The 19,398-nt window shown below is 60.1% G+C and carries 15 protein-coding genes; 2 read left to right on the top strand and 13 right to left on the bottom strand.

Features of this window, described 5'->3' with window-relative positions; all coding sequences use genetic code 11:
- Nucleotides 1-5,420: alpha-amylase (locus ACRAUW_RS06060; protein ID WP_431361568.1), on the top strand; the 5,420-nt coding region annotated here is incomplete at its 5' end.
- A gap of 65 nt (nt 5,421-5,485) precedes the next feature.
- Here the strand turns inward: ACRAUW_RS06060 and xthA are convergent.
- The 4 genes from xthA to ACRAUW_RS06040 form a co-directional block, all read right to left on the bottom strand.
- A complete protein-coding gene (xthA, locus tag ACRAUW_RS06055) occupies nt 5,486-6,292 on the bottom strand; it encodes an exodeoxyribonuclease III (RefSeq protein ID WP_431361567.1) in 807 nt (268 codons plus the stop codon).
- A 115-nt stretch (nt 6,293-6,407) separates the two neighbouring features.
- Entirely contained in the window at nt 6,408-7,370 is a 963-nt protein-coding gene (locus tag ACRAUW_RS06050; RefSeq protein ID WP_431361566.1) for an ion channel, read from the bottom strand.
- Nucleotides 7,371-7,436: 66 nt separating this feature from the next.
- On the bottom strand, nt 7,437-9,083 hold the full coding sequence (locus ACRAUW_RS06045; protein WP_431361565.1) for a tetratricopeptide repeat protein: 1,647 nt from the start codon (nt 9,081-9,083) through the stop codon (nt 7,437-7,439).
- A gap of 146 nt (nt 9,084-9,229) precedes the next feature.
- Nucleotides 9,230-10,276: an FAD:protein FMN transferase gene (locus tag ACRAUW_RS06040; protein WP_431361564.1), complete on the bottom strand. Its 1,047-nt coding sequence runs from the start codon at nt 10,274-10,276 to the stop codon at nt 9,230-9,232.
- 335 nt (nt 10,277-10,611) lie between these two features.
- Here ACRAUW_RS06040 and azu point away from each other — a divergent pair, with 335 nt between their 5' ends.
- Nucleotides 10,612-11,052, top strand: coding sequence for an azurin (azu, locus tag ACRAUW_RS06035; protein WP_005337768.1), 441 nt, complete (start codon nt 10,612-10,614; stop codon nt 11,050-11,052).
- Nucleotides 11,053-11,166: 114 nt separating this feature from the next.
- On the opposite strand, the gene ACRAUW_RS06030 is transcribed toward azu, so the two are convergent.
- The 9 genes from ACRAUW_RS06030 to ACRAUW_RS05990 all read right to left on the bottom strand — a co-directional run bounded on the left by ACRAUW_RS06030 (nt 11,167) and on the right by ACRAUW_RS05990 (nt 19,396).
- A complete protein-coding gene (locus tag ACRAUW_RS06030) occupies nt 11,167-11,724 on the bottom strand; it encodes a HutD family protein (protein ID WP_431361563.1) in 558 nt (185 codons plus the stop codon).
- Between the two features lie 85 nt (nt 11,725-11,809).
- Nucleotides 11,810-12,469, bottom strand: a complete 660-nt coding sequence (locus ACRAUW_RS06025) for a YceH family protein (protein WP_346197893.1) — start codon at nt 12,467-12,469, stop codon at nt 11,810-11,812.
- A 236-nt stretch (nt 12,470-12,705) separates the two neighbouring features.
- Complete coding sequence (locus ACRAUW_RS06020) at nt 12,706-12,921, bottom strand: YdcH family protein (RefSeq protein WP_005337763.1); 216 nt, start codon at nt 12,919-12,921, stop codon at nt 12,706-12,708.
- A 276-nt stretch (nt 12,922-13,197) separates the two neighbouring features.
- A complete protein-coding gene (locus ACRAUW_RS06015) occupies nt 13,198-13,809 on the bottom strand; it encodes a hypothetical protein (protein WP_431361562.1) in 612 nt (203 codons plus the stop codon).
- Nucleotides 13,806-15,167, bottom strand: coding sequence for an MATE family efflux transporter (locus ACRAUW_RS06010; protein ID WP_431361561.1), 1,362 nt, complete (start codon nt 15,165-15,167; stop codon nt 13,806-13,808). Before ACRAUW_RS06010 ends, ACRAUW_RS06015 begins: the two co-directional genes overlap by 4 nt.
- A gap of 108 nt (nt 15,168-15,275) precedes the next feature.
- Nucleotides 15,276-17,099 (bottom strand): SulP family inorganic anion transporter, encoded by a 1,824-nt coding sequence (locus ACRAUW_RS06005; RefSeq protein ID WP_431361560.1) that lies wholly within the window; start codon nt 17,097-17,099, stop codon nt 15,276-15,278.
- Between the two features lie 71 nt (nt 17,100-17,170).
- Nucleotides 17,171-17,761: a nucleotidyltransferase family protein gene (locus ACRAUW_RS06000; protein ID WP_431361559.1), complete on the bottom strand. Its 591-nt coding sequence runs from the start codon at nt 17,759-17,761 to the stop codon at nt 17,171-17,173.
- On the bottom strand, nt 17,748-18,008 hold the full coding sequence (locus tag ACRAUW_RS05995; protein WP_064340127.1) for a GNAT family N-acetyltransferase: 261 nt from the start codon (nt 18,006-18,008) through the stop codon (nt 17,748-17,750). The genes ACRAUW_RS06000 and ACRAUW_RS05995 overlap by 14 nt, the downstream gene beginning before the upstream one ends.
- A gap of 203 nt (nt 18,009-18,211) precedes the next feature.
- Entirely contained in the window at nt 18,212-19,396 is a 1,185-nt protein-coding gene (locus tag ACRAUW_RS05990) for an iron-containing alcohol dehydrogenase (protein WP_431361558.1), read from the bottom strand.
- Nucleotides 19,397-19,398 lie beyond the last annotated feature (2 nt).

The raw sequence follows: 19,398 nt of genomic DNA, 5'->3' as shown, positions 1-19,398 counted from the left end.
CCGATGCAGAAGACACCGATCGCGACGGTGACGGGGTCAATAACGATGCCGACGCTTTTCCGGACGATCCTCGCCTGAGCCAGCGGCCGGATCAGGATGGCGACGGCGTCCCCGATGAACAGGATGCCTTCCCGCTGGATCGCTTCGAGACCCGCGACAGCAATGGAGATGGTTGGGGGGATGTTGCGTCCGGTGATGATGATGGCGATGGCATTCCTGACAGCCTTGACTCAACACCCACGGGGAGTTCGGGCGCCTTGCCGCGCTATGAGCAAGCCGTTATCAACTATCGCCGCAGCGATGGCAACTATGAAGGGTGGGGTATCCATTTTTGGAACAATGGGAACTGTGACAGCGTGGTGAGCGAAACCCAGTGGAGTAGCCCACAAGGGACGAGCGGGAGTGCCGGGCCTGATGGCATTCGCTTTACCATTCCCCTTAAGCCAGCGCATGGGCGTTGCGTTAACTTTGTCATCCACAAAGGGGAGCTCAGGGCCTGGAGTGGGGATAGTTATCTGGATCTGGCGCGTGGTAATACCGCCTATACCTTTGATGGCAATGCCACCCTTTACTACCAGTCCCAGCCCGAGATCCCTGTTGTTGTGGCGGGAGCTGCTGCCCATTGGCTCGATCTCGATACTCTGGTATGGAATGCCCCCCTTGGCGCTGACCATTACGAGATCTGGGCTGGTGAGGGTGAGTTGGGTCAGCCAGAGCGCTTCCAGCGCATTGTGCTCAGTGCCGGTGGGCAACTTGCGGATGCGCGTTTCCCTCATCTCAAGGGGCGCTCTCGCTTCACCCTGAACACAACGGCGGAGCAGGCCAGAGCCATGCTCAAGCAGCCTCTGTTGGCGGTTGCGGTGGATGCACAGGGCAAGGCCATTGCGGCCACTCAAGTACAGACCCCCTTTGTTATCGATGCCCTCTATACCCGGGGTGATAACGATGCCGATGAGGCCAGGCTCGGTGCCTGGATCGATGAGGGGGTGGCCCGCTTCCGCCTCTGGGCGCCAACGGCACGCAAGGTAGAGCTCTATCTCTACGATGCACAAAAACGCCCCTTGCCCCAGTCCCCGGTAGCCATGACAGAAGATGCCAGCACAGGAATCTGGGCTTTCGATGGTGATGCCAGTCTGGAGGGCAGTTTCTACCGCTATCAGTTGGAGAGTTTCCACTACAAGACCGGCAAACTGGAGCGGGTGACGACGACGGATCCCTACTCTGTCTCCCTGAGTACCGCCAGCCGTTTCTCGCAGCTGGTGGATCTGGATGGGGAGCAGGCCAGACCGGCCGGTTGGGATGCCCAGGTCATTCCCCCTCTGGCCAAGCCGGAAGACAGCATCATCTACGAACTCCATATCCGCGATTTCAGTAATTCGGACAAGGAGGGAACGGCAGCATTCAACGGCAAATATCTCGCCTTCACGGAAGGGGAGCGGGCCAGTGTGAAGCACCTCAAGGCATTGCGGGAGTCTGGTCTTAATACCATACATCTGTTGCCGAGCTTCGATCTCTCCTCGGTTGAGGAGGAGCCAGCCAGACGCATGGATCTTGACGATGATGTGAGGAAGCTGTGCGACCCGGCCCATGGGCTAAACCCCAAGGCGGCGCTCTGCGCCAAGGCGGGCAGCGGTACCTTGCGTAGTGTGCTGGAGGGGCTCGATCCTGCCAGCGGCGATGTCCAGGCACTGCTTGCGGAGATCCGCCCGAAAGATGGCTTCAACTGGGGGTACGATCCCTACCACTACAATGCCCCCGAGGGGAGCTATGCGGTCGAGAGCGATGGCCTGCCCCGGATCCGCGAGTACCGCACCATGGTGCAGGCCCTGCACCAGATGGGCTTTAGAGTTGTGCAGGATGTGGTCTTCAACCACACCAGTTCCTCGAGCCTCTATAACACATCTGTACTCGACAAGGTGGTGCCCGGTTACTACTACAGACGCAATCCGGACAACGGCCTGGTGGAGAGCTCCACCTGCTGCGACAACACAGCCTCCGAGCACCGCATGTTCGAGAAGCTGGTGAGCGACAGTCTGGTCTCCTGGGCAAGCGTGTACAAGATCGATGGTTTTCGTTTCGATTTGATGGGTCACCTGATGAAGTCCAGCGTGGTCAAGGCCTTCGATGCGGTGAAGCGCGTCGATGCCGATACCTGGTTCTATGGGGAGGGATGGGACTTTGGCGAGGTGCAAAATAACGCACGTGGTATCAACTCGAGCCAGTGGAACATGGCTGGTACCGGCATCGGCACCTATAACGACCGGCTGCGTGATGCGGTGCGTGGCGATCACTCCGATCCCATGAACGCAACCCCCGGCTTTGCCAATGCCGGCGATCGTTTCGATGCCATGGGCAATAAGATGGACCTGATCCGGCTGGGTATGGCCGCTAACTTGCAGACCTACCCCTTGCCCACGGGCGCAGGGACGGTGCTGGGGCGTGACTACCAATTCGGTGGCCACGGCGCAGGCTATGCGGCTGACCCTCAGGAGGCGGTGAACTATGTCTCCAAGCACGACAACCAGACCCTGTGGGACATCAACCAGTACAAGGCAAAGGAGGAGGTGTCGCCGCAGGATCGGGCCCGTATGCAGATTGTGGGGCTCGCCCCCGTGCTGCTCGGGCAGGGGGTCCCCTTCCTGCACATGGGGTCGGAGATCTTGCGCTCCAAATCCATGGAGCGGGACAGTTATGATTCGGGGGATTGGTACAACCGGGTCGACTTCAGCAAGCAAGGGAACAACTGGAACGTTGGCTTGCCCCGTCAGGACAAAGATGGCAGCAACTGGGTCTGGATCGGCCGCATCATCGCCAACCCCAATACCCAGGTTGGCCCGGCCGAGATCGCCTGGAGTGATGCCCGTTTCCGGGAGCTACTGGCTATCCGCGCCGGAAGCGAGCTGCTGCGCCTTGGCGAGACCGAGCAGGTCCTCAAGCGAGTGCGTTTCCATGCGCTTGGCAGTCAGGCCCGTCCCGGTACCATCGTTATGACGGTGGATGATGGCGTGGCGATGGGGGCGGATCTTGATCCTGCCTATCAGGCGCTGGCGGTGGCCATCAACGCCAGTATCTGGGAGCAACGCGTGCCTATCCCAGGGGCCGAGTCGTTTATCCTGCACCCGCGGCAGCAGGCCGGAGGTGATGAGCGGCTACGGGCAGCCCGTGTCGAGGGGGGAGAATTGGTGATCCCGGGGCTGAGCGCCGTGGTCTTTGTCAAACCCCAGCAGGGTGAGCAGGGGACCGGTATGGATGTGGGCGGCGAGCCCCTCTTCCTGCGTGGCTCCTTTAGCAAGACCCCTTGGGATGCTTCGACCTCCATGATCTACAAGGGCGCGGGCGTCTATGAGACCAGCCTCACGCTGGCGGCAGGTTCCCACGAGCTCAAGATGGCCAGCGGCGACTGGGATCCCCAGTTCGGTGCCGGCAACCTCAGCGCCGGTTTCGGGTCTTTGCCGTGGCGCAACGTCGGCGGCAATGTGCAGATCGAGGCGCTGGCGAGCGGTACCTACCGCTTCACGCTGAGTCTTGCCAACCCGGCCCAACCCAGGCTCACCATCATAGCCCCTGATGCGCCGCCTCAGGTTTTGCCCCCCTACGGGGAGGATGCAATCTATCTGCGCGGTAGCCTTACCGATTGGCAGTCAGGGACTGCGTTTTCGTATGTTGGCAACGGTAAGTACAGCGCCGATCTCTTCCTGCAACCGGGTGAGTATCGCTTCAAAATTGCCTCAGCTGACTGGAAAAGGATCCAGCTCCGGTATGGCGATGTGAGTGCAGCTGACGGCGGATTGGCGTTGCAAGATGCCGGTGATGATGGGCAGATCCTGATCCGGGTGGTTGCGCCTGGTCTCTATCGCTTTGAGCTCGATGCTCACGATCTGCAGAACAAAATCTTGTCGATCAAGGGGGATGGGGCGTCAGCACAGGCCAACGGGGTCATGATGCAGTACTTCCACTGGTACAACACCCAGGAGGATAACCTGTGGGCCAAGGTGGCCAACGAGGCGGCCTCGCTGGCGAGCAAGGGGATCACGGCGCTCTGGTTGCCGCCGGCAAGCAAGGCGATGATCCGCGCTGACGGTTCACTGGATGTGGGGTATGCCACATATGATCTTTACGATCTGGGCGAGTTTAACCAGCAAGGGTCGGTGCGAACCCGCTATGGTGACAAGGAGCAGTACCTGGCAGCGATTGAGAGTGCCCATAACGCGGGTATCAAGATCTATGCGGACGTGGTGTTGAACCACAAGTTCGGCGCCGAGCAGACCGAAGCCGTTACTGCCGTTCGGGTGGAGGGTAACAACCGCAATCAGGAGTATGGCGGTGATATCGGGATCAGTGCCTGGACCCGTTTCGACTTCCCGGGCCGTGGTGACACCTATTCCGACTTCAAGTGGCGCTGGTACCACTTTGACGGGGTAGATTGGGATGATGCCAAGCGTGAGAAGAGTATCTTCAAGTTCCGTGGCTCCGGTAAGGAGTGGGATGGTGAAGTGAGCGGCGAATTTGGCAACTACGACTACCTGATGGGGGCGGATCTCGATATGGATCATGCCGAGGTCGTTGCTGAGCTCAAGCGCTGGGGTCGCTGGTATGTGAATACTGCCTCCCTCGATGGCTTCCGACTCGATGCAGTCAAACACATCAAGGCGAGTTTCTTCAGAGTGTGGCTCGACGGAGTGCGCGGCAGTACCGGCAAGGGACTCTTCACGGTCGGCGAATATTGGGACTACGACATTGCCAAGCTGCAGGGATACCTGAAGGCTACCGGCTATCGCATGGCCCTGTTCGATGCCCCTCTGCATCTGAACTTCCACAATGCCTCACGGGGGAATGGCAACTTCGACATGGGCAGTCTGCTCAATGGCACCCTGATGCAGTCCAACCCCGCCCATGCGGTGACCCTGGTGGAGAATCACGACACCCAACCGCTGCAGATGCTCGAGTCACCGGTACTGGACTGGTTCAAGCCGCTGGCCTACTCCTTCATCCTGCTGCGCCAGGAGGGGTATCCGAATCTCTTCTACGCCGACTACTACGGCGCCAGTTACCGAGACAAGGGGCGGGATGGGCAGGAGCACGACATCCGCATCGCTTCCCAGCAGGGGGTGATTGACACCCTCTTGCAGGTGCGCCGCGACCACGCCTATGGTACCCAGCGCAGCTATCTTAACGATCGGGATGTGATCGGCTGGACCCGCGAGGGGGACAGTGCCCACCCGCAGGGGGTTGCCGTGCTCATGACCGACAACGGCTATGAGGGGCGCAAGTGGATGGAGATAGGGCCGCGTCATCGCAATCGCTGCTTCCGCGATGCTACCGGTCGCTACAGCGATAAGGTGTGCGCCAATAACGATGGTTGGGCAGAGTTCAAGACCAAGCCAGGAGCAGTTTCGGTCTGGGTAGGGGAGGCCCCTTAAGAGAGAAAAAGCAACGAGAGGGGGAGCCGATGGCTCCCCCTCTTCTATGTGTCGGATGCGCGGACTCAGGCAAAGCAGGCCCAGATGGGGGCGTGGTCTGAGGGTTTCTCGATGCCGCGCAGCTGATAGTCGATACCGGTCTCGGTCACAGTGTCTTTGAGGGCGTCGGAGGCCATGATGAGGTCGATGCGCAGGCCGCGATTCTCGTCAAAGCCCTTGGAGCGGTAGTCAAACCAGGAGAAGCGCTCGCACTCGGTAGGGTTGGCGGCGCGGAAGGTGTCGGTCAGGCCGAATCCTTCCAGACGGGCCATCCACTCGCGCTCGATGGGCAGGAAGGAGCACTTGCCATCCCGCAGCCAGCGTTTGCGGTTCGCCTCACCGATGCCGATGTCGAGATCGGTGGGGGAGATATTCATATCCCCGATCAGCACAAGCTGATCGCTCGGGGTGTGATGGGTCTCTAGATAGTGCTGCAAGTCTTCATAGAACTTCTGCTTGGCCGGGAACTTGGTCTCGTGATCCTGACTTTCACCCTGCGGGAAGTAGCCGTTCATCACCTTGATGAGGGCGCCGTCTTCGCGCTCGAAGGTGGCCATGATCATCCGGCGCTGGGCCTCTTCATCATCGGTGGGGAAGCCCTTTTCCACCTTGACCGGCTTCTGCTTGCTCATGATGGCGACCCCGTAGTGGGCCTTCTGTCCGTGAAACTCCACGTGATAGCCCATGGCCTCCACATCGGCCAGCGGGAAGGCTTCATCGTGCACCTTGATCTCCTGCAGGCCGATCACATCGGGTTGGTGCTTGTCGATAATGGCTTGCAGCTGGTGCAGACGGGCGCGCAGGCCGTTGATATTGAAAGAGATGATCTTCATGTCCGGGATGCTCATGTCATTTTTATAAGTGGCTATTGGACTAGGAATCGGCGGTGGATGCAAGTTCGGGGCGCGGGTCAGCACCAGTGTCTGACCCGGTTGACAGGGTGAAGCGTCAGCGGGTCATCTTCTTGACAAACACCACCACAAACAGTGCCAGCGTAAAACTGCCGGTGAAGGCCTCGAAGGCGGCGAAGATCCTGGAGAGACCGACCGGAGTGAAGTCGCCGTACCCCAGCGTGGTGAAGGTGACCACGCTGTAGTAGAGGCATTCGAGCAGGAAGATGGCATTTTGCTCGAGCGGGGCACCGGGCTGGTAGATGAGGTGCTCGCCCTGAAAATGCAGTCCGCAGAAGAAGTAAAAAATGCTGCAGATAAAGATAAGCAGCAACGAGAAGAGCACCACCCGCATCGGGGCCTCGCCGTAACCGCAGAAGAGATCGACCACCCAGGAGGTGAAGCGCTGGGTCGACCAGAATGGCAGTTGCAGGCGGCGCATGGTGAGCTCCTGCTGGATATAGTTGCCAGACATGGTGAAGATCCCCTGCGCCTCCGAGGCTTTGCGCAGATCCCGGTAGGTCTCTTCCGCCTCCTTGAACCAGATGCGCGCCTGTTTGGGATCCCGTTCGCGGCGCCCCTTGCGATCCTGCATCACCCGTTTGCCGGTCTGCATGTTGTCGAGCCGGGTGTTGTGCCAGCGGATGCCGAGCAGGTTGACGTCATCGAGGGTGGAACACTGGAGGTTGGCATCACTCAGATCAGCCTTCATCAGGCTGCCGCCCTTCATGCGCAGGCCGTAGAGGTGGCCACCGCGCAGGTTGGCGCGATAGAGGTTGCACTGCTCCAGCAAAAATCCCTGATCGGACTCCTTGTTGACCAGATTGAGACCCGCCAGATTGGCCCGTGACAGCTGCAGGCCGTGGCAGAGACCGCCAGCGCGAACGTACTGTTCAAGCGCCTCGGCGGTGTGGGCTTCCTGATGGGTATGGTGGGGATCATGCCAGTGGCAGAGATCGTGCTCGCCAGCCTCTTCACTGCAGTGGCGGCCATCGGCCACCAGATAACGACACATCGCCATCTTTGTTTCCCTCGCATTGCCGAACTGGTTTCAGCATAGGCGGGGAAAAGGAGGCGTGGCGGCGTCTTAGCTGAACTGGTTGAACTCCTGACGCAGCTTGCGAAAACGATCCTGCTGGGCCGGGTTGAGGGGAATGCCATCGAGCACCTCCAACGTATCCTTGCACTCGGCAGCAAACTCCGGGTTCTTGCGGTTTTTCTGCATCAGTTGCAGCAACACCTGGATCTTGTTTAGGGCCGCACCGGTATTGGCTGGGGCTCGACGCAGCGCTTCGCGAAAGTGGCCGAGGGCCTGCTCCAGCTCACCGTTCTGATAGGCTTTGATCCCCAGATCGTTGAGCTGCTGGTAGCGCTGGCGCCGCTCCAGCACCGTCTTGTCATCCCGGGTCACCTGAATGCAGGTAGTGAGCAAACGGTCTTCGTCTTCTGCCAGTTGGCTCTGCAGGCTTTCGGCATATTCGAACTCGCCGAGTTGGTAGAGGGCGAGAATAGTCTCGCCGAGCAGGGCGGGAGGCATGGTGGCCGGCTCATCGAGCCAGTTCTGGTTGGCGCGATAGAGCATCTTCTTGCCCTTGAGCAGCTCACCCAGCGCAATTTGCACCCGTGCCTGGCAGATTTGTTCGAACACCGGGTAGTTGAATTCCGACATCATCAGTGAATCGCGGATGCGTGATAGAGCCGTATTGACCTGCTTTTGCAGGTTGGCGATGTGGTAGCTGTCGTTGCTGTTGAGGGCGTAGAGGGTCAGGGTCTGGATATAGGCCCCCAGATAGTGGGGGGTACGATGGATTGAGTTGCGCGACAGGTCGATCAGCGACATCAGGACATCTTTGGCCTGGGCGTAGTCGTGGCGCTGCAGGCACACCTCCGCCAGCCGGCGGGAGAGTTGCACCGACTGGGGGGAGATATCCACCGCCCGTCTGAGCTCTTGCTGTGCCAGTTCATCGTTGCCGAGGGCGAGTTGGGATTCCGCCAGCCAGAGGTGAGCCTCCACCATCAGCGGGCTATTTTTGAGGGTTGCCTGCAGGTGGTTGACCGCCTCTTCATGGAGTCCCAGTGTGTTGCACGCTTTGCCCAGTGTCAGGCGGGCCCAGCTGTTCTCCTGCCCGGCCAGCAGCTGGCGCATCAGGGCGCGAGCCTCTTGCGCCTGACCCAGCTTGAGATAGATATCGGCCTGCAGGCAGCGGCAGTAGTTGGCAAAACGGGGCACAGCATCGGCCCGCTCGGCGCAGGCCGTAATAAGGGCTGGCAGGTCATTTGCCGCCATGGCGCTGAAAACGCTGGCGAGTGCCTGACGGCGGGCGAGGGCCCGTTTGATGCGAAACGAGAACTGCTCCTGGGAGAAGGGTTTCATAAGGTATTCATCTGGCTCAGACTCGATTGCGCTCAGTACCATGGCGCGGGAGTTGTCGCCGCTCACCATGATCACCACGCTTTGGGGTGGGATCAGCGCCTGGTCGCGCAGGCTCTCCAGCAACTGGCGGCCATTTTCGCCGCCCCCCAGATCGTAATCAATGAGATAGATGTCGAAGCTGCCCTTCTGACAGCGGCGCCGGGCATCTTCAGCGGTATTGGAGAAGGTGAGATTGTTGATGCCCAAATTGAGCAGCATTGCCTTCATCATGACCTGAAACGAGCGCTGTTCATTGACCATCAGAATGCGCTGGGTCTTGGCTGGGCTCTGTTTTGTTGGCTCTTGTTCCGGTGTCTGCATCTGTCTGGATCGAGGCGCTGCGGGTTGATGAGGGAAAGTGTGCCACCAAAGCGTATACAGAGGCAATTGGCCTGAGGTCGATTGCAAACAGCATCTCGCCGTCTGATCCAGCAACAGACAAGACCCCGTGGTTTGGGGCCTGCGGATCAGTTTTGTTTACTTGCCAGATACGGAGTAAATTGCGGCGTGTACTCGGCCTTGAACCCCTGTTCGGTCTTGATGATGAGATAGACCGCCAGCTGGTGCTGTTTGGCAAATGCCATCCCCACTTCAGGCCCCATCACCATCAGCGCGGTATCGAGGGCGTCGGCCTCCAGTGCGGTCGGGGTGATGACGCTGGCGGAGACCAGCTTGTGGGTGACCGGCTGGCCGGTGGCGGGGTCGATGATATGGGAGTAACGCTGGCCATCCAGCTCGTAATAGTTGCGATAGCTGCCCGCGGTGCTGAGCGCCATGCCGTTGGGGATGACGATATCGGAAAACGCTCCCGGCTGATCGGAAGGTTCGACGATGGCCACTTTCCATGGCGAGCCCTTGCTGTTGTTGCCCTTGCTGCGCACCGCACCGGCCACTTCGATCAGGTAGTTGTGTACCCCCTTGCCCTCGAGCAGGGCGGCGATTTCATCCGATGCCGCCCCTTCGCCGAGAGTGGAGAGGTCGAGATAGAGATCCGGGATCGTTTTTTCGAGCAGGAAGTGATCACCCTGCGAGGTCAGGGTCAGCTTGTCGATGCCTACCTTGTGGCGGGCGGCGGCGATGGCTGCCTCATCGGGCCGCTTGACCGGCCGTTTGTCCGGGCCAAAGCCCCACAGATTGACCAGCGGGCCCACGGTCACATCCAGCTTGCCGTCGGTCAGCTTACCGGCATCCATCCCCTGCTGGACTATGATGGCCATGGCGGGCGGGATGGCAAACGGGGTGTTGGCGGGCCCCTGATTGAAACGGGAGATGAGCGAGCCCGGATCGTAGGTGGAGATCTCCTTGTTCATCCGGGCCAGCAGGCTCTCTACGTCGCTTTTGAGGGCGGGCTCCCCACCGGGGTAGCTATCGCTCAGGGTCACCACATAGTAGGTGCCCATGGTCTTGCCCTGAATACGGGTCTGGGCTGGCGGGGTGGGCTGGCAGCCGGCCAGCGCCAGCAGCAGGGTCAGCAGCAGGCCGCGCAGGGCCGCCACGGGGGTTATCGCAATCATCCGGCGCTCTCATCTGGAGAAGGTTCATATCGGGGCGCTAGCTTAGCCAAGGGGCGCCCGCCGGGCGAGCCCTGATGGGGGCAATCGGAGGGAAAAGAGCAGATAAAATTAAACAGTTTTGAACCTGTGGCGGGAGCGGGTCGTATCGTCCATCCGTGAGGGAGAGAGTGGCGAGTAGAGCACTGTCTGGTGACCTGGCCCGCAGCTTTGGCCAAAAGCCATAGCCGATTGAAGACAATTGAGTAAAATGAAGGTCGATTTAGACGGCATCTTTGCGAAGCGTTAACCGCATCCGCCAAGTCGTTGCCATCCATTGCCAATCAAAGGAGAAGATGATGAAAAAGGCGATTACCCTGCTGTTTCTGAGTACCCTGGCTGCCCCTGTGCTGGCGGATGAGTGTGCACTGGTCATCGAAGGCAATGATGCCATGCAGTACAACCTCAAAGAGATGAGCGTGCCGGCCACCTGCAAGGAGGTGACGGTCACCCTGAATCACACCGGCAAGCTGCCCGTGACCGCCATGGGCCACAACTGGGTGCTGGCCAGCACCGCCGACTATCAGACCGTGGCAACTGCCGGGATGAGCGCCGGGGCCGAGAACGGCTATCTGCCCAAGGATGATCCTCGTGTACTGGCTCACACCAAGCTGATCGGTGGCGGCGAGAGCAGCAGCGTCACCTTCAAGACCGACGGTCTGGCGGGCAAGGATCTCACCTTCTTCTGCTCCTTCCCCGGCCACTTCGCCATGATGAAGGGCTCCTTCAAGGTCAACTAAGGTGCTGACCGGCATCGAGCCGGTTGCCTCAATAGAAAAGCCGGGATTTCCCGGCTTTTTCATCTCTGCTGTTTGTGTGTGGCGTGGCATGACTGCACACCGCCGACTTTTGCGCTATTTGGCCTGCAGGGTAAAGAAGGCGATGGCGGTCTTCTTCTGGCATTCGAAGTGAATGCTCTCTTCCCCGGTCACCACCAGCGTCTCGTTGATAGCCACCTCTTTGCCCTGCACGGACAGCTGGCCGCTCAGCAGGTGACAGAGGTAGGTCTTCTCTGGCTCGAGGGTAAGGGTCAGCGGGAAGGGGAGGTTCAGCACCCGCACGTTGGCGCTGATGCGATCCGGATGGTAGATAAGCCCCAGATCGGTCACCTCTTTTTTCAGCAACTCGCAGTGGGTCTCCTCATCGCCGCTAAAGTGCGCCGCCTCGAAGGTGGCGTAGGGGTGACCGCTGAGCACAAAGCCTGCCCCGCTCACCGGCAGCAAAATGCGCTGATAGCCGGGAAAGGGGGAGAAGGGACCCGCGCTCTTGATGGGGGCCGAGCTCAGTCGATAGTCAAAGTCGAGTTTGGCAAGGCTGCTCCCCTTCGGGGAGATGAGGATCTGGCTGGTAGTGCCCTGCTGGTTTTTCCAGGGCATCTTCTGGTGGTCAGACTCTTTAATCAGGGTGATCACGGGCACGTCCTCACGATAAAAAAACGCAGGGAGCCGGGGACATCAGCCCCGGCTCCCTGATAGAGATTGGCGATGGTAACGGCGATCAGCCCTGACCATCCAGTGCTGCCAGCCGCGCTTCCATGGCGGCGAGACGGCTCTTGAGCTCGTTCACCTCCTGCTCCAGCTCGCTCAGGCGGTCGGCGGCAGGGGAGGCATAGGCCGCGGCGGGAGCGGCATCCATCATCGCCTGAATATCCACTTCGCCGCTAAACAGGTGGGCGTAGCGGGATTCGCGCTTGCCCGGCTCGCGCGGTAGCTTGACCACGTAGGGGCCACGTTCGATGAGCTGGGTCAGCACCGCATCTACTTCGGTGACATCATCGAAGCTGCAGAGGCGGTTGGTGCGCGAGCGCAGCTCCCCCGGGGTTTGCGGGCCGCGCAGCAGCAGTTCGCAGACAAGGCCAAGCTCTTGGGCACTGAATTTCAGCTCGCCAAATTCGGTGTTGCAGAATCTGTGCTGGTAGCGGGGCACCCGGGCGTTGAAGCCTGCAGTGTTGACCACCAGCCGCTTGCGGATCAGCTCGTCCACCACGGCGCGGATATCGAGCTCGGAAAGCTCTAGCACCGGCTCGCGGTTGCTCTTCTGGTTGCAAGCGTTGACCAGTGCATTAAGGGAGAGGGGATATTGATCCGGGGTGCAGATCTCTTTTTCAATCAGACAGCCGATGACGCGGGCTTCCAGTGGGCCAAGTACTAACTCCATTTCCTACTCCCTTCCAAATCGAGACATCAAGAGCCCCCTATCTTAGTCATGACCTCTGCTCCGTCCAGTTTTGTCAGCCATTTTTGCGAGCGTGCAGAGAGGTTGGTGAAACTGCCATCAGCAAAGGTCTTATTTGGCGCCCATTTTGAAAGAAGAGGTTGAGATGGGTAATGAAAAGCCCGGCGCGTGGGCCGGGCTGGGGGATAAATTGCTTATCCGCATATTCTTCGAGGCATCTATTGTGGATGTTGTTTGAGGATGTCGTATATCTCCTCTTTCAGTTTGAGTTTCTGTTTTTTCAGATCTCTCACCTCGGCGCTATAGTCGCTGGCGTGATGCTTTTCCAACTTTCTAATCTCCGCATCCAGGTCGTTGTGCAAGTCAAACTTCTTCTGGAAATGGACATCACTGCTCTTCAGTTTCGAGATAAGTTCTCTGTACTCTGGGAACATGTAATGGAGCCTCCTTGGTTTCGTTTGATTGTGCCTGTAAGACCAAAGCTACCCCTTAGTGCCGGGGATAAATGTGATCATGATCGGATTTGGGGGCAATGATTTGGAGTATTCGGCGGGATATTTATAACTTGTTGAATCAAAACAAAATAAGTAATTTATCAATCTGAATGGTGAGCAAAACTGTGCGATAAGTCACAACAGGGGCAGTGTTGGCGTGAGGGTGCAGGATCAAAAAAGGGGCCGAGTGGCCCCTTTTTATGGATGCAGGCAACGTTACTCTTTCTCTTCGTCCGCCTGCTCTTTTTTCTTTTTCTTCTCGGGCAGCGGCTTGCCGTCGCGGTGGATCACCTTGCCTGCCTCAAAGCCAATCTGGGCTGCCAGCTCTTCGAGATCCGGCGACTTGGCCTGATCCCCGATGGCGTAGCGATAGTTGGCGATGGAGAGTTTGTCAGCCACCGGCGTGCCCGGGACGATAGGTTCGCGCCAGCCCTGGCCGATGTGGGCCACCAGGGTGCCGTTCATCAGCAGCTCGCCGACGATCTCCTGGGTCGGATTGCCCTTGCCGTAGGTGAGACCCTGCGGGTGCTTCTTGCCGACCAGTGGCTCGTTGCTGGCGGGGATCAGCTTGGTGCGGATCAGCCACTTGGGCTTCTTGGTGTTGCCCACCGCCTTGCCGGTCTGGTACTCGTTGATCTTGATGGTCTTGATCATCTGGGCCATGAAGTCCTTGGTCAGCGCCTTCTGGGCTTCGCTGGTTTCATCGATGGCGATGGGGGCCACATACCAGGTCTGGGTGGCTTGAGCCTTGGGAGCGGCAGGGGCAGTTTGCGCCATGGCCAGGGGGCTGAGCAGGATGGCAGCCAGCAAGAGTCCTATCTTCTTCATTGTGATTCCGCTTTTGTTTCAACAATAATTTTGTTTTGCCAGCGACGACTGCGCCAGCGCCAGAACATGGCCAGACCGCGCACCCACTCGTCGCAGGCCAGCGCCAGCCAGATACCGACCAGTCCATAGCCCTGCATGATACCGAGGAAATAGGAGAGTGGCACGGCAATTCCCCACATGGAGAGCAACGCCATGTAGAGGGGGAAACGGGCATCCCCGGTGGCCCGCAGGGCGTTGATCACCACCAGATTGAAGGTGCGGCCGGGCTCGAGGATAAGGCTGATAAGAAACAGTTGCGCCACCTGGGTGATGATGTCGGCATCATCGGTAAAGAGGCTGATGATGGTGCGGCCATTGAGGGCCGCCGCCACGGCGATGACGCAGGTGACTGCCAGCCCCAGTTTGAGGCTTTTGAGCAGCTGCTGATAGGCGCGATCGAACTGTCTTGCTCCCGCCAGATGGCCGATGATGATCTCGTTGCCAAGGCCGATGGAGAGGCCAAACAGCAGGATAAACAGGCAGATCTGAAAGAAGTAGGATTGGGTCGCCAGCGCCTTGTCACCCAGCAGTCCGACAAAGGCTGTCACCACCATAAACTGCAGCATCCAGGAGAGGTTCTCTCCCGCCGCAGGTAGGCCGATATGGAGCACCTTGCCCAGCATCTCCCGGCTGGGGTGGACGATATCGCGCACCACCAGTCGAATGCCGGTCTTGCGGGCTACCAGCCACATCAGCAGCACCACGCCGATCAGTCGGCCCGCTACCGTGCTGATGGCCACGCCAGCGACGCCAAGCTGGGGCAGACCGAACCAGCCGTAGAGCAGTAGCAGGTTGCCGACGAAGGTGATGAGGTTAACGATGAGGGTCACATACATCGCCTGACGAGTGTGGCCATGGGCGCGCAGGGTCGCCGCCAGACAGAGGGCGGCCGCTTCCGGCAATAGGCAGAGACCGATGATCTGCAAGTAAAGCGTCCCGTCGCTCATCAGGTTGGCGGGCAGGTTCATCAGCGCCAGCATGGTGCTGGCTCCTGCCATCACGCCGATGGCGGCCACCAGACCTATCAGCAGGTTAAAGCCGATGGCGGTGTGGATCACCACCCGACTCTTCTCCCGATCGCCGGCCCCCAGATACTGGGTGATCACCACGCTGGTGCCGATGCTGACGAAGCTGAACAATGTGATGGCGAGATCGAACACCTGATTGCCGACCGCCAGCGCGGCCACTCCCTGATAGGAGACGTGACCCACCATGAAGGTATTGAGGGCGCCGGTCAGAAAGTGCAGGGCGAGATCGATAAAGAGTGGCCAGGTCAGCGCAAAGAGCGTGCCCGGGCCTGCGTGGGATTGAGATTGCATGGCATGTCCAACAGCTGGGAGGGCACGGGGGAGTGCCCTCTGGGGGCGCATTTAACACCAAGGCCAAGGCCGGTGCAATCCTTGTGCAGGATTGCACCGGCCAGGGGATCAGGCAGGCGTGGCGCCCGCCTCCTGTTCGCTTGGCAGGGTGAGGCGAGCCGAGTCGGGCAGGGCATCATCCTGCGGCCAATTCGAGCGGATGGCATCTGTGGTGCTCTCCACCACCGCATCATCCTTGAACACCGGCTCGCGGTAGCAGCGGGTCAGGCGTAGCGCCTGATACATATCGGGGCAGAGGATGATCCCCTCATCGCCCACCTGCACACCCGCCTGCTTTAGCCAGTGGGTCATCTGGCCATGGCGACCCGCCATCACCATATGGATGCCGCGCCGTTTCAGCTCTTTGTGCAGCTCTCCCACCATGCTCATCACGCTGATGTCCTGATGGGTGAAGCAGGCGACCGCATCGATCACCAGACACTTGGGGGCTCGGGGATCCTGCACCAGCAGGGCCAGCACCCGCCGTTTGAAGTAGGGGGCGTTGAAGTAGGTCAGCGGCGAGTTGAAGCGATAGACCAGAATGCCGGGAATGGCTTTGGCCTGTTCGTTGTCCCCCAGGGTACGCACTACCCCCTCGTCATCCATGCCAAGCAGCTGGTCGGTGGGGCGCATCACATTGCGCAGGAACTGGAACAGCCCCAGCAGCACGGCGAGGGTGATCCCCGGGATCACCCCCATGGTGAGCACGCTGATAAAGGTGATCAGCGCCAGCCAGAAGGCGGAGCGATCGGAGTGGCGCAGGGCCCAGAGACCGCGAAAATCGGTGAGCGACAGGGAGGCCATCACCAGCACCACCCCGAGGGCGGCGGTGGGAATATATTTGAGCGGCGCCGTCAGATAGAAGGTGATGATGGCGATCACCGCAGCGGCGATGATGGAGACCAACTGGCTCTTGCCGCCGTTGGCGTCGTTGACCGCGGTGCGTGAATCCGCGCCGCTGATGGCAAAACCCTGGGAGACCGCGGAGGCGAGGTTCGCCATACCGAGGGCCCGAAACTCTTTGTCTGCGTCGATTTCGTAACCGTTTTTGGCGGCAAAGCTGCGGGCGGTCAGCATCATGGAGACGAAGCTCACCATGGCCAGGTTAAGCGCAGGCAGTACCAGCTCCCGCATCAGACCGGGGGGAAATTCCGGCATCTGGAAGGCGGGCAGGCCGGAGCCCACCGTCCCCAGGGTGGCGATATCAAACTGGCCGAGATTAAAGCCCCACACCAGCGCAGCGGTCACCACCATGGCCACCATGGAGGAGGGCCATGCCGGTTTGTAGCGCTTGGCCAGCAGCAGGGTGAGCAGGGCCACCAGACTCATGGCCAGGGTCGGCAGATGGGTCTGGGTGATATAGGTGGCCCCGCTGGCGATTCGCTCGATGAGGTAACGTTCGCTGAAGGTGAAGCCGAAGATCTTGGAGAGCTGGCCGACCATGATGGTGATGGCCACACCATTAAGCAGCCCCATCAGGATGGGTCGGGAGAGAAAGTCCGCCAGCACCCCCAGTTTGAAGCGGCTGGCAATCAGGCACCAGAAGCCGGTCATGGCGGTCATGGTCATCACCAGTTGCCAGTGACGGGTTGGGTCGCCTGCAGCCAGCGGCGTCACCACGGCGGCGATGACCGCACAGGTGGCGGCATCGGGGCCGACAATCAGCTGGCGGGAGGTGCCAAACAGGGCATAGACCAGCATGGGCAGGATGCAGGAGTAGAGCCCGACGATGGCACCCACCCCGGCAAGCTCGGCATAGGCGATGGCGACGGGCAGTGCTACTGCCGCCACCGAGAGTCCGGCGCGAAGGTCTGGTATCAACCAGGCGCGCTGGTAATGCAGCAGGGCGGCGAGGCCCGGTAGCCAGCGTTCGAGAGAGAAGAAGTCGCGCATTATTTAACCCATTGAGTTACAACCAGCTTTTCCCCTAGTGTGCCCAAGGTTATCGAAAGATTGCAATCAGGTTATGGCCAGTTTACCTGAAGGTCAGGCCAGATAGCCTGCCAGCGTTTCTCCTTGATGCGCTGGGTAAAAATCTGTTTGTCCTGGCGACATCTGGGGTTGGCACTCACTTGCAGCGACCAGTTGATGGTAAAGCCGTAGGGGGCGAGCCACTCGAACTCGCCATCCTGATTCAGGCGCACGCCGATGCAGGTGGGCACTTCGACCCAGTGGCTCAGCGCCTCAAGGCTGCTGGCAAACGGCGTTACCAGCTGACGAGTGTGCATGCGGGCCTGATTGCGCACCTCCCACTGCTGGCCGGGTAGGCGTTTGGCGAGCCAAGCTTCGTGCTCCGCTTCGGCCAGCCCTTGCGGATCGGCTTTATCGAGATAGATAAGGTCGATATCGTTGAGCGGGGTGGGCACCGCCTTGTGGTGAAGGTGATCCCAGATGAGGTTGCGGATAAAACCGGCCCCCAGCGCCCAGTCGGGCAGATTGAGCTCGGCCGCGGCTTGCAGGCAGGCCATCCGCTGCGGATCGGCCCGCAGCAGGGCTTCTGTTTTGGCTTGGAATTGCTGTTCGAGGACGGTGTTCAGAGGTTCAGTTGTTGGCATTGCGGCGTAACCAGACATCAATGTAGCGGCAGCTCGGCACTATAGTGAGCCCCTCCGCCTGAGTCCAGTTGAAGAAGGCACGCGCCAGCTGATCGGCAATCCCCTGCACCCGCAGCTCGGGTGGTACGAAGGTGCTGTAGGCGTCGATGGTCTTGGCATCGAGGCGGCGGTAGCGCAGTCTCGACTCTTTCCCCTCCACCGTACAGATGAACTGCTGCTGGTTGGCCTGATGGATGATGTCGCTCATGGTGGGCACCTCTGGCATAAAGTTGGGTCTCTCGGCACAACATAACTGTTAGCCAAGGTATAGAACAGATAATGAGAGCCCGTGGTCATTATCATCCCCCTTTGACAGAGGGCGCATCGATATCGCGATATAGATCAAGGTGCCCGATGGTGAGTCGGGCACCGCGTTAGTGTCAGCACAAGTGTGTTGGCAAAGGGGCGGGATCAGGCCCAGGCCCGCTCCAGCAGGGTAAGTAACTGCTCACGGTCGGCGTCCTTGCGATTGAACAGCAGGGCACCGTCGTTGACCGCCAGATCGCGGATCTCGGTCAGTAGCGAGCGATCGCTTACCCCAGCCTCGCTCATGGTGCGCGGCAGCTTGACCGCTTGCCACAAGGTGTCGCGCAGGGTGCGAATGGCTGTGATGGTCGCCTCCGCCCGCTGATGGGCCGGGGTGGCGGCAAAGCGATCGGCCCCCACCAGCGGCAACAGCAGCCGGGCCAACTCGCTATCCACCTCGGGGCGGTTGTAGTCGAGCACGGTGGGCAAAAAGAGATTCATGCACAGACCGTGGGGCAGATGGCAGCGGGCCCCCAGACTGTGGCCGAGGGCGTGCACCAGCCCCACCATGGAGTTGGAAAAAGCCATGCCAGCCAGCGTTGAACCTTCCGCCAGTTGCAACCGCAGCTGTTTGTTTTGCGGGTCGTGGATAATTTGCGGCAGGGCGCTGGCGATCTTCTCCACCGCCATCAGGGCCAGCGCATCGCTCACCGGATTCTTGGCGGTGCCGATAAAGGCCTCGATGGCGTGGGTCATGGCGTCCATGGCGGTAGCGGCGGTGATATTGAGGGGCAGCCCCTGGGTCAGGCGCGGGTCGAGCACCGCCAGTTGGGGCAGCAGGAAGGGGGAGGTGAAGGGCACCTTGCGCCCGCTCGCCTCATCCTTGATCACCGCCACCAGCGTCACTTCGGAACCTGTGCCCGCCGTGGTGGGCACCACCGCCAGCGGCTTGAGGGGACGGGTCAGGCAGCCGGCGCCCGAGTAGTCGAGCAGGTGTTCGCCTCCCATGGAAGTGAGAATGTTGACCGCTTTGCCGGTGTCGATGACCGAGCCGCCCCCCAGCGCTACCAGACTGTCGCAGTCGAGCTCGCGATAGCGTTTGGCGATCCGCTCCACCACGGCAGTGGAAGAGTCGGCCGGGATCTCGTCCCAGATGGCGGCGACCGGCAGCTCCCCCTCGGCCAGCACATTGGCCAGCAGGGTGGCAAGGCCGGTGGCATTGACCCCCTTGTCGGTCAGCAGCAGCGGGCGACGGGCACCCAGACTGGCCAGCTCGCTGGCCAGTTGCTCCAGCGCCTGTTCACCGGCCAGCAATTTGACCGGGCAGAAGAAATCGTAATAGCGGCTCATTT

Origin of the sequence: Aeromonas sp. (assembly GCF_050633025.1) — a bacterium.
Classification (GTDB): domain Bacteria; phylum Pseudomonadota; class Gammaproteobacteria; order Enterobacterales; family Aeromonadaceae; genus Aeromonas.
The sequence above is the reverse complement of the archived record's forward strand: the minus strand, read 5'-3'. Positions and strand labels throughout refer to the sequence as shown.